The 14,302-nt window shown below is 68.2% G+C and carries 10 protein-coding genes; 9 read left to right on the top strand and 1 reads right to left on the bottom strand.

Annotation, left to right across the window (positions count from 1 at the left end; genetic code table 11):
* The first annotated feature begins 13 nt into the window (after window positions 1-13).
* From ABT009_RS00300 to ABT009_RS00260, 9 genes are all read left to right on the top strand, one after another.
* Window positions 14-1,609, top strand: a complete 1,596-nt coding sequence (locus ABT009_RS00300) for a hypothetical protein (RefSeq protein ID WP_351287667.1) — start codon at window positions 14-16, stop codon at window positions 1,607-1,609.
* Between the two features lie 191 nt (window positions 1,610-1,800).
* On the top strand, window positions 1,801-4,740 hold the full coding sequence (locus ABT009_RS00295) for a hypothetical protein (protein ID WP_351287664.1): 2,940 nt from the start codon (window positions 1,801-1,803) through the stop codon (window positions 4,738-4,740).
* A 104-nt stretch (window positions 4,741-4,844) separates the two neighbouring features.
* Window positions 4,845-7,088: a bifunctional glycosyltransferase/CDP-glycerol:glycerophosphate glycerophosphotransferase gene (locus tag ABT009_RS00290; RefSeq protein WP_351287662.1), complete on the top strand. Its 2,244-nt coding sequence runs from the start codon at window positions 4,845-4,847 to the stop codon at window positions 7,086-7,088.
* Window positions 7,089-7,196: 108 nt separating this feature from the next.
* Window positions 7,197-8,081, top strand: a complete 885-nt coding sequence (locus tag ABT009_RS00285; protein ID WP_351287659.1) for a class I SAM-dependent methyltransferase — start codon at window positions 7,197-7,199, stop codon at window positions 8,079-8,081.
* Between the two features lie 254 nt (window positions 8,082-8,335).
* Window positions 8,336-10,516: a N,N-dimethylformamidase beta subunit family domain-containing protein gene (locus tag ABT009_RS00280; protein ID WP_351287657.1), complete on the top strand. Its 2,181-nt coding sequence runs from the start codon at window positions 8,336-8,338 to the stop codon at window positions 10,514-10,516.
* A 28-nt stretch (window positions 10,517-10,544) separates the two neighbouring features.
* Window positions 10,545-11,030, top strand: coding sequence for a hypothetical protein (locus ABT009_RS00275; RefSeq protein ID WP_351287654.1), 486 nt, complete (start codon window positions 10,545-10,547; stop codon window positions 11,028-11,030).
* A gap of 40 nt (window positions 11,031-11,070) precedes the next feature.
* Window positions 11,071-11,433 carry a hypothetical protein gene (locus ABT009_RS00270; RefSeq protein ID WP_351287651.1) on the top strand — a complete coding sequence of 121 codons (363 nt, stop codon included), beginning with the start codon at window positions 11,071-11,073 and terminating at the stop codon, window positions 11,431-11,433.
* 87 nt (window positions 11,434-11,520) lie between these two features.
* Window positions 11,521-12,354 (top strand): tachylectin-related carbohydrate-binding protein, encoded by an 834-nt coding sequence (locus ABT009_RS00265; protein ID WP_351287648.1) that lies wholly within the window; start codon window positions 11,521-11,523, stop codon window positions 12,352-12,354.
* A 63-nt stretch (window positions 12,355-12,417) separates the two neighbouring features.
* The gene (locus ABT009_RS00260; RefSeq protein ID WP_351287645.1) at window positions 12,418-13,101 is read left to right on the top strand and encodes an acyltransferase; all 684 of its coding nucleotides are present in this window, start codon (window positions 12,418-12,420) and stop codon (window positions 13,099-13,101) included.
* An 87-nt stretch (window positions 13,102-13,188) separates the two neighbouring features.
* Here ABT009_RS00260 and ABT009_RS00255 read toward each other — a convergent pair whose 3' ends face one another.
* Complete coding sequence (locus ABT009_RS00255) at window positions 13,189-14,241, bottom strand: glycosyltransferase family 2 protein (protein ID WP_351287643.1); 1,053 nt, start codon at window positions 14,239-14,241, stop codon at window positions 13,189-13,191.
* Window positions 14,242-14,302: the final 61 nt, after the last annotated feature.

The following is a 14,302-nucleotide window of genomic DNA, read 5'->3' as shown; positions in this document are numbered from 1 at the left end:
AGCGCCAGCGTCGATGACCCAGACCGAACCCACTCGCACCAGCCCGCCCCGCCAGCGCGGCATCCGGTCCCTGATCCGCGGCTCTCAGCCGCACCCCGGCCGCACCCGGCGGCGCGTCGCACCGTACGGGGTCGTGTCGGCCGTCGTACTCGCGATCCTCCTGCCCGTCTGCTTCAAGGTGCCCTGGGGCAACGACCTCGGCCAGCACGCCGCGACGATCGAACGGCTGCGGGTGAATCTGCTCCACCCGGGCGGTGTCCTGATCGACCTGCCGATCTCGAGCCCCTACTACTCGCCGTACACGGTGGCCGCGGCCCTGGCGGCACGCGCGGCCGACGTCAGGGCGACGGGAATCCTGCCGCTGTGCGCCCTGGTCAACACCGCGCTGCTGCTCACCGGAGTCCGAGCCTTCGTACGGACGCTGAGCACCTCACCGTGGGCGCCGGCACTGGCTCTGCCCGCTCTGCTGCTCCTGTGGGGGCCCGGGCTCTACCTGTGGTCCGGGAACCTGTCGTTGCTCAACCTGGCCATGGACATCAGTTTCCCGTCCATCTTCACCGCGGGGCTGACCTTCCACGTCTGGGCACTGACCGCGCGCGCCCTGGGCCGGTCCGCGACCACGCGTCCGCCCCTTGGCCTGTGGGGGCACGCGGGTCTGGGGCTGCTGCTCGCCCTCACGGTGCTCTCGCATCCGATCACGGCGGTCGGAGCCGTACTCGGGATCGTCGCGCTCGCCGCCGGCCGACTGCGGGCCCTGGACCGGCACATGCTCGGGCGCCTGGCGGTGTGCGGGACGACAGCACTGACCGCCGTCCTGCTGTGGCCCTACTACAACGTCCTGCGGCTTGCCGGCACGGGTGGCCTGCTCGACTCCTTCCACTTCACCGTCTACCAGCACATGGCCGGTTGGTACGGGCTGGCCCTCCTGGGTCTCCCCTCGCTCCTGCTGCGGGCCCGGCGTGACCGGCTGGACCCCCTGTGGCTGCTGTTCCTCCTCAGCGCGGCCGGCGTGGCCTACGGCTGGTTCAGCGGCCACTACACGTGCGGCAGGCTGCTGTCCACCGCGCTCGTGCCCCTCCAGATCGCCCTCGCCGTCGACCTGGTGACGGTCCGCGCCCGCGCCCGGTGTGCGGTGCTCGCCGTGCTCACCGCGGCCGGCCTGCTCGTCGGCGCCTGGGCGCAGGCCGGGGTGCTGCTGTTCGTCGTGCCCGAGCGCGCCCTGCCGACGGCGCTCACATCGCGGGTGGAGCAACGCGACGCCTGGCCGGGCTACGAGTGGGCGGTACGGCACATGCGCCCGGGGGACGTGGTGATGGTCATGGCCCACCATCCGGTCCGCATGCTCCCCGGATACGGCGTGTACACCGTCGCCCCGGTCTTTCCGGACCCGGCGGTGCCGGCCGCCGAACGCAAGCGCCGCTGGACGGCCACCCGCGCCTTCTTCGCCACCGGCACGACGGCGGCCCGGCGCGACGCGATCCTGCGCCACTACGACGTCGACTGGATCCTCGTCGACCGCGCATCGGAGCGGACACCGTTCGGCCCCGGATACGAGCGGGTCGCCGCACGCGGCAGCGAACTCCTGCTGTGGAAAGCGGGCTCACGATGAACCCCGGCCCTACGCGTCAACGAGCCGCCGGGCACTCAAGTCACCCTTTTTCAGAGCCATTCGAATGGTTCACTACCACTCTCACCTTTTTCCCCTCTTGCTGTAGATACAGTGCGGAATTCCCGGCGACACGAGAGCCAGCCAAGGTCGCCGGAACACACAGCAGCGAGGGCAGAGAGACGAGCGGCGTCGTGCACCCCCGTGCACTCACCTCCTTCAGCAGCACTGCGGTGGTCGGGGCCGGGACACTCATCAATGCCGCGGCCTCGTACGGACAACTGGCGCTCACTGGGCGGGCATTGGGCCAGGAAGCCGGAGACTCGTTCTCCGGCTTCTGGGCGATCGTCTTCTCCGTGGGCATCGGCCTGTTCTTTCCGCTGGAGCAGGAGCTGACCCGGGCGATCGCGGACCGGCACGCACGGGCTGTCGGTACGGGCCCGTTGGTGCGGCGGGGGGCGGCGGGCACGCTCGGACTGGCCTGCGCGGCCCTCGTCCTGCTCATGCTCGCGTCTTCTCCGCTCGCCGACGCGCTGTTCGCCGGGGACCGCACTCTGGTGACCGCGCTCGGCGGGGCCCTGCTCGGGCTCGCCTGCGCGCACGGGACGCGCGGTGTGCTGGCCGGTCTGGGGGTGTTCTCCGGGTACGGCGCCCAGTTGGCCCTCGACGCGATGCTGCGGCTGGCACTGACCGCTGTGCTCGCGGCCACCGGGAACAGCTCCGCCCTGGCGTACGCGCTGGTCCTCACCGCCGCTCCCGTACTGGCCTCGCTGGCAGTGCTGCCGGCGGTGCTGCGCCGCGCCGCGCCAGGACCCAGTCCTCTGCCTGGGGAACTCGGGGCGGGTGCCGGGGCACTGATCATCTCCACACTGCTCAGCCAGGGCGTTGCCAACGCCCCGGTGATCACCGTGAGGTTGCTCGCTCCGGACCGGGCCGCGCTCGCCTCGGCGCTGCTGTACGGGCTCGTGCTGGTGCGTATCCCGCAGTTCCTGGTCGCCTCGTTGCAGGCATCACTGCTGGTGCGGCTGACCCATGCCCACACCCGGCACGACCCGGCCGGCTTCCGCCGCGCCCTGCTGACCAGCGCGGCTCTGGTCACCGGTGTCGCGTCGGGCTGGATGCTGCTGTGCGCACTGCTGGGCCCGATGGCGAACGTCATGTTGTTCGCCGCCGAACCGCTGCTGCACACCGCCGACTTCGTGCTGCTGGCTTTCGGCTCCACCGGGTTCCTGCTGGCCCTGCTGCTCGGCAACGCCGCGGTCGCAGCCGGCCGCCGCGGGGCCCAAGTGCTGGCCTGGTCATGCGCTTCGTGTCTGCTTCTCGCCCTCCCGGCGCTCACCGGCGACGCGCTGCGGGGCGCGGAGCTCGCATTCACGGCCGCGGCCTGGACCGCCGCCCTCGTCCTTCTGCTCACTTTCCGCTCGCTGCTCCGGTCCGACGCCCAGGAGAACTCCGCCATGTCAGACACCTCGTCCGCTGCCTCAACCGCGGCCACCGGCACCTCGCGGCCCGTCGGTCGCGAACGGCTGGGCCCGATGGGGTGGTTGGCCGCGTCAGGCAGTCGGCAAGCATTTCAGGTACAGCGATTTCGTTCCGGTGGGGGCCCCGTGGCGGCGGTCGCGAAGGCCCGGGCCCTCTGGTCCCGCGTACCTCCGGCGCTGCGGTTGCCGCTCGTGGTCTTCCTCGCCTGCCAGGCCTGTTACCTGCTGTGGTGGGCGGCCTTCTTCCCGGGCCTGATCACCAAGGACTCGGTGGTCTACGTCTGGCAGGTCACCACCGACCACTGGCGCTCCGACCACTCCGTGCTCTACAGCTCACTGGTCTGGCTGACCCTCAACACCACGGGGGATCTCTGGGCGCTGACGCTTCTGCAGACGATCGCGATGTCCGCGGTGCTCGCCTATACCTGCGCAGGCCTGCGAACCCTCGGTGTACGAGGGCGGTGGAGCGCACCGGCCGCGGTGGCCTGCGCCGTGACCCCGCCGCTCGGGTCGTTCATCGTCTTCGTGTGGAAGGACGTGCCGTTCACGATCTGTGCGGTGCTGGTCTTCGCGGTGGCGGTACGGCTGTTGGGCAGGCGCATGCACGGCACATGGAACGGCCGTCTGCGCCGCTCGGAGCTTCTGCTGCTGTGCACCGGGCTCCTGGGCGTCGGCCTCTTCCGCAACAACGGATTCCCGGTGTCCGTGGTCGCGGCGCTGGCCCTGCTCCTGGCGCTGCCCGGGGCCCGGCGCCTGATCGCCGCACTGGCCGCCGCCACCACGGCCCTGACGATGGCGCTCATGCTCGTGATCTATCCGGCGGCCGGCGTCGAGCCGGCGGGCAAGACGTTCGTCTACAACCTGCACTACGCCGACCTCGCGGTGGCCTACTCGCGGAAACCCGGCCTGTTCACCCCCGAGGACCTGCGGCTGATGGCCCAGGTGGCGCCGCTCTCGCACTGGCGCGGCCCCGGGTCCAACTGCTACGTCTCCGACCTGTTCTACTACAACCCCGCCCTGAACCAGGCCGCGGCAAAGCGACTCACCGAGCCGCTGGTGCAGTTGTGGTGGCGCACCCTGCGCAAGGCCCCCGAGCAGATCATCGGCGCACGGCTGTGCCGGTCCCACATCGCCTGGGCCGTCTTCCCCGGGCCGCCGGACCAGGGCGCCAGGACGTGGACCTACGACACCGCGATCCGCGCCGACCTGTGGGGATTCGCCGTCTGGAACTGGGGGCTCCCCAAGGACAGCCCGTACCTGCCGGTGCTCAAGGCCCGGCCACCGTCCGAGGCCCTCAACCACGCCGCCACCTTCGGCCGCGCCGCGTTCGGCGTCCCGCAGCTGGAGTGGCTCTTCTGGCGCGGCGCCACCTGGTCCTACGCCACCTACATCGTTGTCGCCCTGCTCACCCGGGCCCGCCGCTGCCGTCCGCTGCTCGCCCTGGCGGGCGTCACCCTCGGCGTGCAGCTCACCGTGCTCGCCGCCAACCCGGCGCCGTGCTTCCGCTATATGACCGCACCCATGTTCATCGGTGTGCTCTGTCTGTCGCTGATCCCCGCCGTGCGGGCCACGGTGGGCGGCGTCGTCCCGCCCCGGGCGTCCAGAGCACTGCCGTCCACCACCTCACCGAAGCATGTGGAACAGGTCCCGTGACCGCATTCGTCCGCGCCGGGGGCTCGCCCCGGCCACCGCCCGCACGGCAGCACTGAGTTCCGCCGAGCTGCCCGACCCGTCCGTCACGACCCGTGGAAGAGCCCGTGCCCCGTTTCAGCATCATCGTCCCCGTCCACAAGGTGCAGGGTTTCCTGCGCGCGTGCCTCGACTCGATCCTGACGCAGTCGTTCACCGACATCGAGGTCATCGCGGTCGACGACTGCTCACCCGACAACTGCGGCGCGATCATCGACGAGTACGCGGCCCGCGACCCCCGCGTCACCGCGGTCCACCTGCCGGAGAACGTCGGTCTCGGCCGGGCGCGCAACGCCGGCGTCGGCCACGCCACCGGCGACTATCTGCTCTTCCTCGACAGCGACGACTGCTACACGCCGGACGCCCTGCGCGCGATCGACGAACGGCTCACGGTCACCGGCGACCCCGATGTGCTCGTCTTCGACCATGTGCGCAGCCAGTGGTGGGGCTGGGGCGGCCGGAGCGCGACCGCGGACCTGCTGGCGTCGGCGGGGACGGACACGTTCGACATCCTGGGCAGCCCGCAGTACCTGCACCTGTTCCTCGTCGCCTGGAACAAGGCGTACCGGCGGGACTTCTTCACGGGCCACGGCTTCACGTACCAGCCGGGCCTCTACGAGGACGCACCGGTCACCTACCAGACGCTGGTGTGCGCCCGCCGCATCGCGTGTCTCGACCGGGTCTGCGTCGAGTACCGGCAGCGCAGGCAGGGCGCGATCACCCGCACCCCCGGGCGCAGGCACTTCGACATCTTCGAGCAGTACGCCGGACTGTTCGCGTTCCTCGACGAACACCCCGAGCTGGACGAGACGAGGCCGCTGCTCTTCGAGCGGATGATCAACCACTTCCTGGCGACGATGCGGCTCACCGAGCGGGTACTGCCCGAGGACCAGCCGGACTTCTACCGCAGGACGGCGGAGTTCTACCGGCGTTACAAGCCGGAGGGCTTCACCCCTCCCGACGACGCCTACCGCGTCCAGTGGCGGCTGCTCGCCGGCAGCCCCTATTCGGTCTACCAGATGTGCGTACTGGCCAAGGGGTTGCGGAATGCGTCCCAACGTAAGAAGCGCGAGCTGCGCAAGGCCACCGTAGGACAGCTCAAGCGCACCATCGCGCGGACCCAGCGCCTGCACCCGCTCGACCCGAACCTCGCCGTGTACTCGGCTTTCTGGCACCGCGGTGTACTCGGCGATCCGGCGGCCATCCACCAGGCGGCCCGGACGCTGGCCCCGCACATCCGCTCGGTGTGGGTGGTGCGGCCGGGCGCCGTGGCGGGGCTGCCGAAGGGCGTCGACTACGTCACCCCGGACACACCGGGCTACCACCGGGTGATGAGCCGCGCAACGTACTTCGTCAACAACGTCAACTGGTCGCAGGGACTGGTGAAGCGCCCCGGTCAGATCCATGTCCACACCCACGTGGGGACGCCGCTGGGCCACCAGGGCGTCGACCTGGTGGGCCACCCGGCCGCGACGCACCGCGTCAACGTGCGGACGATGCTCTCCGGTGCCGACCGCTGGGACTACAGCCTGGTCTCCAATCCGTACGCGGAGCAGATCTGGGACCGCGCCTACCCCTGCCGCTTCACCTCGCTGCCGACCGGCGCGCCGCGCAACGACGCGCTCGTGAGGGGCGACAAGCAGCGGGCCGCCTCCGCCGTACGCAGACGGCTGGGCATCCCGGACGGCAACATCGTGGTGCTCTACGCCCCGACACGCCGCGACCACCGCCAGTGGTACGTGCCGCGACTGGACTTCGACCGCCTGGTGCGGGAGCTCGGCCCCATGGTCACCCTGCTCGTCCGGCTCCACCCCCGGTACGCGAAGGCTCGCATCCGCGGTCTGCAGCTGCGTGACCTCCAGCAGCGCGGACTCCTGCTCGACGTCACCGACGAGCCCTCGGTCGAGGACCTGATGCTCGCCTCCGACGCCCTCGTGACCGACTACTCGTCCCTGATGTTCGACTACGCCAATCTGGACCGCCCGATCATCGTCCACGCCGACGACTGGGAGGCGTACCAGGCGGCTGGCGGCACCTACTTCGATCTGCTCGCCGCACCGCCGGGCCATGTCACCACCAGCACTGCCGAGTTGGCGCAGCTGTTCGCCTCGGGAGCATGGCGCGACGAGCGCTCCGGGGCCCTGCGCAGCGACTTCCGCGAGCGGTTCTGCACATACGACGACGGGCACGCGGCCGCGCGCGTGGTGTCCCTGGTCATGCTCGGCCGGGAGTACCCCCTGTCGGCCATTCCCCAGCAGGACCTGCGACAGCCCCGCGAGGCCCCACTCTCCGCCCTCCGGGACGGCGCGTGACGGCCACCGCAGCCCCGCCGGTCGGCCGTTGAGCCCGCCGGCCCATCCACCCCCGACGATCCCCGCCCCTTAATCACCTTCATCCTGTCGGAGAACACCACGATGACGATGACCAGCAGCGAAGCGACCACCGGCCAGGAGGCCACCCCGCCCCTGCCCAGCTCCCTGGAGGAGGTACCGGGCTGGTTCTGGCCGCTCGACCAGCGCCTCTTCGCCTGGTTCCTGGGGCGCGAGACCCCGCACAATCCCCCCGGGGACCTCCTTGAGATGGGCTGCTACCTCGGCAAGAGCACCATCGTCATGGGTGCGTTCCTGCGCCCCGGCGAGAAGATGACCGTCTGCGATCTCTTCGGCTCCGATGACGGCTACACCAAGAAGGCGGCCAAGGCCTTCTACCAGAAGACACTGAACCGTCGCGCCTTCGAGGCCAACTACCTGGCCTTCCACGACACCCTGCCGGAGCTGGTCGAGGCACGCACCGATGTCCTGGCCTCCATGGTCGCCGAGGACTCGTGCCGGTTCGTCCACATCGACGCCTCGCACATGTACGAGGACGTGAGAGGCGACATCGTGACGGCGAAGAAGGCGCTGCGCGAGGACGGCATCGTCGTCCTCGACGACTACCGCACCGACCACACCCCGGGTGTCGCGGCCGCGACCTGGGAAGCGGTGCTCTGTCACGGCCTGCGTCCCGTCATGCTGTCGTCCAACAAGCTCTACGGCACCTGGGGCGACCCTGCACCACTCAGGGAGGCGCTTCTGGAGGAGCTGCGGACCATCCCCGAGTGCCGCCCGGAGATCCAGCATCTGGCGGGCCACAGCGTTGTGCGTGCCGCACGCGGGAGGATCACGGCACCCGACGTGGTCGTCTCCCGCATCCCCGCACCCCCCGAGAGGCGGAAGGGCCGCTCTCTGCCGCGCCGGATCGCGGTCGATCTGCTGCCCCCGGTCGTGACCCGGATGATTCGCCAGGCACGCCGCTCGCACGGCTGACACAACACAGACTGACGCAACACAAGGCTGACGTACGGTACTGCGGCCCTGGCTCCGTCCGAGGACGGTGGCCAGGGCCGCAGTCGTGTCAGGGCGCTTTTGCGGCCGAATGGGGGCGGCGGATATATCCAATGAGCTGGATATGGCAGAGCGGACATGGTGCGGCGAATCGTTTCTCCATTTATGCCATTCGGACCAGCCCCAACCCGACGGGATCGTGTCGATTCTTGCGCCGGGATCAACGACGCACAAACATGCCCAGGACGGTTTACCTGAAACGTAATCAAGGTTTCCTGAAGGGGGCATCAGGCGACGTGGCTTACGACCCTCAGCAGCGGTTCCTGAGTTTTGTGCCCGGCGGCAACGGAATCATTTACGCCATTCAGTCCGACGGAAACCTTTATTGGTATCGTCACATCAACTGGACGACCGGCACCCCTGCCTCCTGGGCGAATTCAGGAACCGGCCGGCTCATCGGCACGGCATGGCAGAAATTCCGTTTGGTGCTGGCCGCCGCCGACGGACAGATCTTCGCGATCCTGCCGAACGGGGACATGCTCTGGTACCGATACATCCTGAGCAACATCAACACCGGTGCGGGGACCTGGCACTCGGCAAGCGGCACGCGCATCGGAACCCAGTGGAACTTCCCTCGCGTCATCGGCGGATGGAACAACGTCTTCTTCGCGGAGGACGGCAACGGAAACCTGCGCTGGTACAGATACACCGGCACGAACGGCTCCTTCAGCTGGGCGGCGGCTTCCGGGTCCACGATCGGCACGAAGTGGCAGACCTACACCCAGCTGTTCGCCGACCCGAACGGGGTCATTTACGGAACACGGCACGGCAGCGCGCTCCGCTGGTTTCGATATCTCGGCTCAGGAGGGTTCAACTGGGCGAACGGCGGGGCCCCCATTGACCTCGGCATTCTTGGTCCGTTCGAGAGGGCAATCTTCTCCAACGGTTCGGGCGCCATTTACAAGGTCGCGACGAGCACCACCAACCCGCCCGGTCCCGACACGCAACTCCAGTGGTACCGACTCCTCAACTCCGAGACCGTGAACACCAGCGGTGTCCAGTTTGCCAGCGGGTCCGGCGCCGTGGTCGGGAGCGGTTTCACCCGCGAGAATTCTGCGGCGCTGCAGGGTTATCCCACCACGCTGTCCACTCCGCAGGGCTCGAGTCTCAGCATTCACGTTTCCACGACGTTCTCCTCGTACACGTCCTCCACTCTTCGCCTTGCTCCCGACCCCGGGGTCGTCACCTCGCCCACAACGCGGACCGGGCAGTTCCAGCTGCTGCAGAGCGGATACCACAGCGCTGGGTGCGGGTGGAATCCATCATTCTCGGTGAGCGTGGGGACGGACCCGGGCGTCTGGCCTTCGGGTGTGTATGCATCACAGCTGAAATCACCCCAGGGCAAGGAACACAACGTGATGTTCGTGGTGCGGCCGTCATCGCCGCCACCGCCGCTATCGCCGCCGAAGGTCGCCGTCTTGGTGCCCACGAACACATATAACGCCTACAACTACTGGGGCGGGCACAACCAATACACGGCTGGTCAATCCGGTGTACAGCGGACCGTCTCGTTTCAGCGCCCCAACATGGGAACCTCCTGGGACAACTCCTTCATCAGCGCGACCGGCATCATCGACCACCTGCTGTACAGCGACCTGCTGCTCCTTCAGTGGATGTCCGCACCTCCGCAGGACATCGGTTTCGACTGCTACACCGACCGTGACCTGCATACGACGGGCGCCAGCTGGTTGTCCGTCGCGAATTACAAGGCGCTGGTGCTGACCACCCATCCCGAGTATTTCACCCAGACCGCGCGGGACAACGTCGTAAACTTCCAGAACGCCGGCGGCCGCATCATCTATCTGGGCGGCAACGGAATCTACGAGCGGATGCAGTACACGGCGAACGGTCTTGCGGTCATCTTTCGTCGACCCGATGGCACGCGGGATATTTATAGGCAGGGCGTACCGCCTCCGCCTCTGCCTGAATCGCAGATCCTGGGCGTGAACTTCTACTCCCCGTCGTTCATGACGTTCTCGCCGTACCAGGTGCGCAACAACCATCCCTTCCTGGCCGGCACCGGCCTCAGCGTGGGAAGCAACTTCGGCAGCGTCGCCTACAACAGCGCGGCCAGCGGTTGGGAAGTCGACCGCCGGCCCGGTTCGGTGCCCGGATCGGTACTCATCGCCGAAGGTCTGAACTCCGGCGGCGGCGCCGAAATGATCTACCTGCCCAAGCCCAACAACGGCTGGGTGTTCACAGCCAGTTCCCTTTCCTTCAACGGCGCTATCCCGAACGATGCCGCGATTCAGCAGATCCTGCGGAACGTTTTCACATGGGCGGTGGCCACCAACCCTCCGCTCGCCCCAGCGGCCGCGTCCCCCGCGGCAGCTCGCAGGCTGGCGTCCGTTCGCTGACGGAGAGGAGAGAGGGAGAGGAGAGGAAATGGACGAGATCTCGCGCCGCGCCGTTTTGATCGGCACCGCGGCCGCGACGATTGGGCTGAGCCTTCCCGCCTCGGCCGCTTGCGCGAAGCCCGCGAAAGAGGACGGGAAAGAGAAAGAGGGTGGGAAGGAAAAAGAGGGTGGGAAGGAGAAAGAGCAGGCGCTGGCGACCAGCGACTGCGGAGAGCTGGGCAGCCTGCAGGCCTGCGTCACCGCACGACAGGTCCAGGATGTCTCCGGTATCCAGTACGACATCACCAACAGCGGTGCCGAGCCGGAGACCTACACCGTGTGGTACGTGGACGTGAACGGGGGACCTGAATCAGGTCACCACACGGTTCCGGTGGATCCAGGGAAGGCGGCCGTCGGCTATTTCTACGGCGACCTCGGACACTGTTTCACTCTCCATGTGTGCCCTGAAGGGGCCGGGGAAGCCGACTGCCTCGTTCTCGGCCCCGTATGCGCCCAATACCCATCCGACTGGTAACAGAACTCGACCACGGTCCTAAAGACGGAAATGGACGGGCATGCGAAAAATCCCAGTGCTCGCGTTTGTCCTTATCGGAGTTGCCCTGCCTGTCGCCCCCGCATACGCCGGCGACACGGTCTGCGCACAGGACGGGGTGGCCCGGCTGTGCGCCACCGCACAGGAAGTCCAGGATGTCACGGGCATCAATTACGACGTGACCCAGCAGGACGGCCTGGGAAGCTACCAGATCCATTACGTGGATCTGAACAACGGCTTCACCTCACTCCCGCAGAACGTCGGCCCGCTGCAATACCAGCAGCATGGGTTCGGCACCCTATTCGGCGATCTAGGGCACTGCTTCCGAGTGGTCCTGACCAGCGCAGCCGGAACCAGCCTCGAAGTGGCACCGGTCTGCCCCTGACAGTCGGCGATCCCAGCACTCGTGGAGAATCGGATGTTCCAAAGCGACAGAACACGACGCATTCGCAGGGCCGCGTGCAGTGCGCTCGTGGCCGCAGTATTCACGCTCAGCGCGCCAGGCACGCCTGCCCACGCTGCTACGACCTGCACGGACCCGGCGGTCAGCAATTACCACGTGGACGACAACGGCAAACTGCGACGCTGGACCCACGGCAGCCCTATGACGGGCAACGCCACGTGGAACCAGACGGTGATCAGTCCGACGTGGAGTGCCACGAAAACCTTCTCCGGGGGCGATGGGGTCATCTTCACCATCACGCCTTCCGGCGCTCTGCTGTGGCACAAGGACAACAACTACGACGGCCCCAACCCGGCCGACTGGCACCCCAACAGCGGGTCGGTGATCGGCACGGGGTGGTCGTCGTTCACCACCGTCCTCGGCGGCGGGGACGGCGTGATCTACGCGATGGCCTCGGACGGAAAGCTCTACTGGTACCGGTACACGGGCGCAGCCGGCCAGGTCAGCTGGGCCAACAATGCCATGGGCCGCCAGATCGGCACCGGATGGAACAGCTTCCAGCGCATCGCCGCCAGTGGAAACGGCGTCCTGTACGGCGCGGCGGCAAACGGGCAACTGCGCTGGTACCGCCACCTGGACCCGACCGAGGGAAGTGCCAGCTGGGCCAACAACGGCACGGGAGTCACGGTCGGAACCGGTTGGGGCGGGTTCACCAAACTCGCCTCCTTCGGTGCCGGCATCCTGCTGGCCCGCAACAGCACGGGCACGATTTTCTGGTACCGCCATCTGGATCCGCTGGGGGGAACCACCACCTGGGCGAACGGCGGGGCGGGAACCGCGCTGGGTACGGGCTGGAACGACACCGAGATCGTGGCCGACGTGACCGGCTGCCGAGCCACGTGAGCGCGATGGGCGGCGAACGCCGATTCCCCGCACCCGGACGCCCGTTGGGTCGTTCCACAGCACATGAAGCACAACAGTGAAGCGCAGGTCGTGCCGGTCCGGGCCGCAGCCGGTGCGCAGATCGACAAGTCGGCCGCATTGGGCCCCGGCACCGCCGTATGGGAACTCGCCCAGATCCGTGAGCAGGCCGTGCTCGGCGAGAACTGCGTGGTGGGCCGGGGCGCCTATGTCGGCCCCGGCGTCCGGATCGGCGCCGGGGTCAAGATTCAGAACCACGCCCTCGTCTACGAGCCGGCGGAGCTCGGCGACGGCGTCTTCGTCGGCCCTGCGGTCGTGCTGACCAACGACCACAACCCGCGCTCGGTCGACCCCCAAGGGCGGCCCAAGCGAGGCGGCGACTGGGAGCCCGTGGGGGTCACCGTCGCCGAGGGCGCGTCGCTCGGCGCGCGCTCGGTGTGCGTGGCCCCCGTCCGCGTGGGCCGCTGGGCGATGGTCGCCGCCGGTGCCGTCGTCACCCGCGACGTACCGGACTTCGCCCTCGTCGCCGGCGTCCCGGCCCGCCGTATCGGCTGGGTCGGGCGCGCGGGCGAGCGGCTGCGTGAACTCCCGGGCCCGGCCGGGATCTGGGAGTGCCCGCGCACCGGCGTCCTGCACGCGGAGAAGGACGGCGTCCTCACGGAGGTCTCCGAGCCGTTGGCGAACCGAGCAGGATCGTCTCTGCCCCGGCCTACGGGCCAGGGCAGATGAACCGCCGCACCGCGGCCACCACACACACGCGCCCCGGGAGCCGGCCGGTGCCCGGCTCCCGGGGCGCCTCGTGGCCGCGGGCGTAAGTCAGCGGCGAGACGGCGGGATCGAAGGCGAGGTGCTGCCGCTCGCCGTCGGGGTCACGAGAGTGCCGCCCCGAGAGCTGGATCGATTCCTCCAGTCCAGGCCCCCGGCAGTGGCGGCCAGACGGTCCGGGCTCTCCTGGATGTCGAGCATGAGAGCGCCGATGAGAAAGTGAATTCCGGTGAGGATCGGCAGGGACGCGAGCAGAACGCTTCCGGCGCTGGCGCTGCCGGGCCCGAGGGTGTGGATCAGCACCCAGGTGCTCGCCGCACTGCCGAAGACGAGCAGAAAAAGTCCCGCCATGAGCAGAAGAGCGATCGGTGAGAAGGAGAAGACGACGTACTTCAGAAGGATGCGTCGCCAGGTGCCGCGGGTCAGTTGGGCGATCAGCGCGGGAATGACTCTGTGCATACGCATGGTTGACACCTCGTCCCCGTAGACCGCGGGAACCGGTACGTCGCAGGCAGGGATCCGAAGAATGTTCAGGTTGATCAGAAGGTCGTTCTCGAACGAGTAGTCCTTCGCCACACGGTCGAGGTTCAACCGTTTCAGGGCTGCCCGGTGGATCGCGGTGTAGCCGTTCTGCGGGTCGAACAGGTGCCAGTACCCGGACGCCAGCTTGGTCATGAAGGACAGGATGACGTTGCCGAGAATCCGGTATTTCGGCATCCCGCGATAGGAGTCGCGAGAGTAGAAGCGGTTCGCCTTCGTGAAGAGAGCGGTCCCGTCGCAGATCGGGTCGAGCAGGACGGGAAGATAGGCCGGGTCCATTTGTCCGTCGCCGGCCATCACGACCGACACGTCACAGCCCAGCCGCAGTGCCTCCTTGTGCCCGTCGCAGACTGCTCCGCCGACTCCCGTGTTGTCCTCGTGCCGGATGAGCACCAGACGCGCGTCACCCGTGCCGATCGCCTCGGCGGCCGTCGCATCGCTGCTGGCGTCGTCGATCACCACGATGTGATCCACGAAGTCGGGCGTGGTGTTGATCGTCCGGGCGATCAACTTCTCCTCGTTGTACGCCGGCACCACGACCGCGACTTTCAGATCCTGATACACGAAGAAAAACCTCACACTTCTTTTCGGTGGTGGGCCTGCGCGGGCCGGGGAGGGACACCGG

This window comes from Streptomyces sp. NPDC002896 (genome assembly GCF_040295225.1).
Classification (GTDB): domain Bacteria; phylum Actinomycetota; class Actinomycetes; order Streptomycetales; family Streptomycetaceae; genus Streptomyces.
The sequence above is the reverse complement of the archived record's forward strand: the minus strand, read 5'-3'. Positions and strand labels throughout refer to the sequence as shown.

Coding starts and splice junctions, on each gene's coding strand:
- ABT009_RS00270 (WP_351287651.1), top strand. CDS start 11,071: ATGCGAAAAATCCCAGTGCTCGCGTTTGTCCTTATCGGAGTTGCCCTG.
- ABT009_RS00260 (WP_351287645.1), top strand. CDS start 12,418: ATGAAGCACAACAGTGAAGCGCAGGTCGTGCCGGTCCGGGCCGCAGCC.
- ABT009_RS00280 (WP_351287657.1), top strand. CDS start 8,336: ATGCCCAGGACGGTTTACCTGAAACGTAATCAAGGTTTCCTGAAGGGG.
- ABT009_RS00275 (WP_351287654.1), top strand. CDS start 10,545: ATGGACGAGATCTCGCGCCGCGCCGTTTTGATCGGCACCGCGGCCGCG.
- ABT009_RS00300 (WP_351287667.1), top strand. CDS start 14: ATGACCCAGACCGAACCCACTCGCACCAGCCCGCCCCGCCAGCGCGGC.
- ABT009_RS00285 (WP_351287659.1), top strand. CDS start 7,197: ATGACCAGCAGCGAAGCGACCACCGGCCAGGAGGCCACCCCGCCCCTG.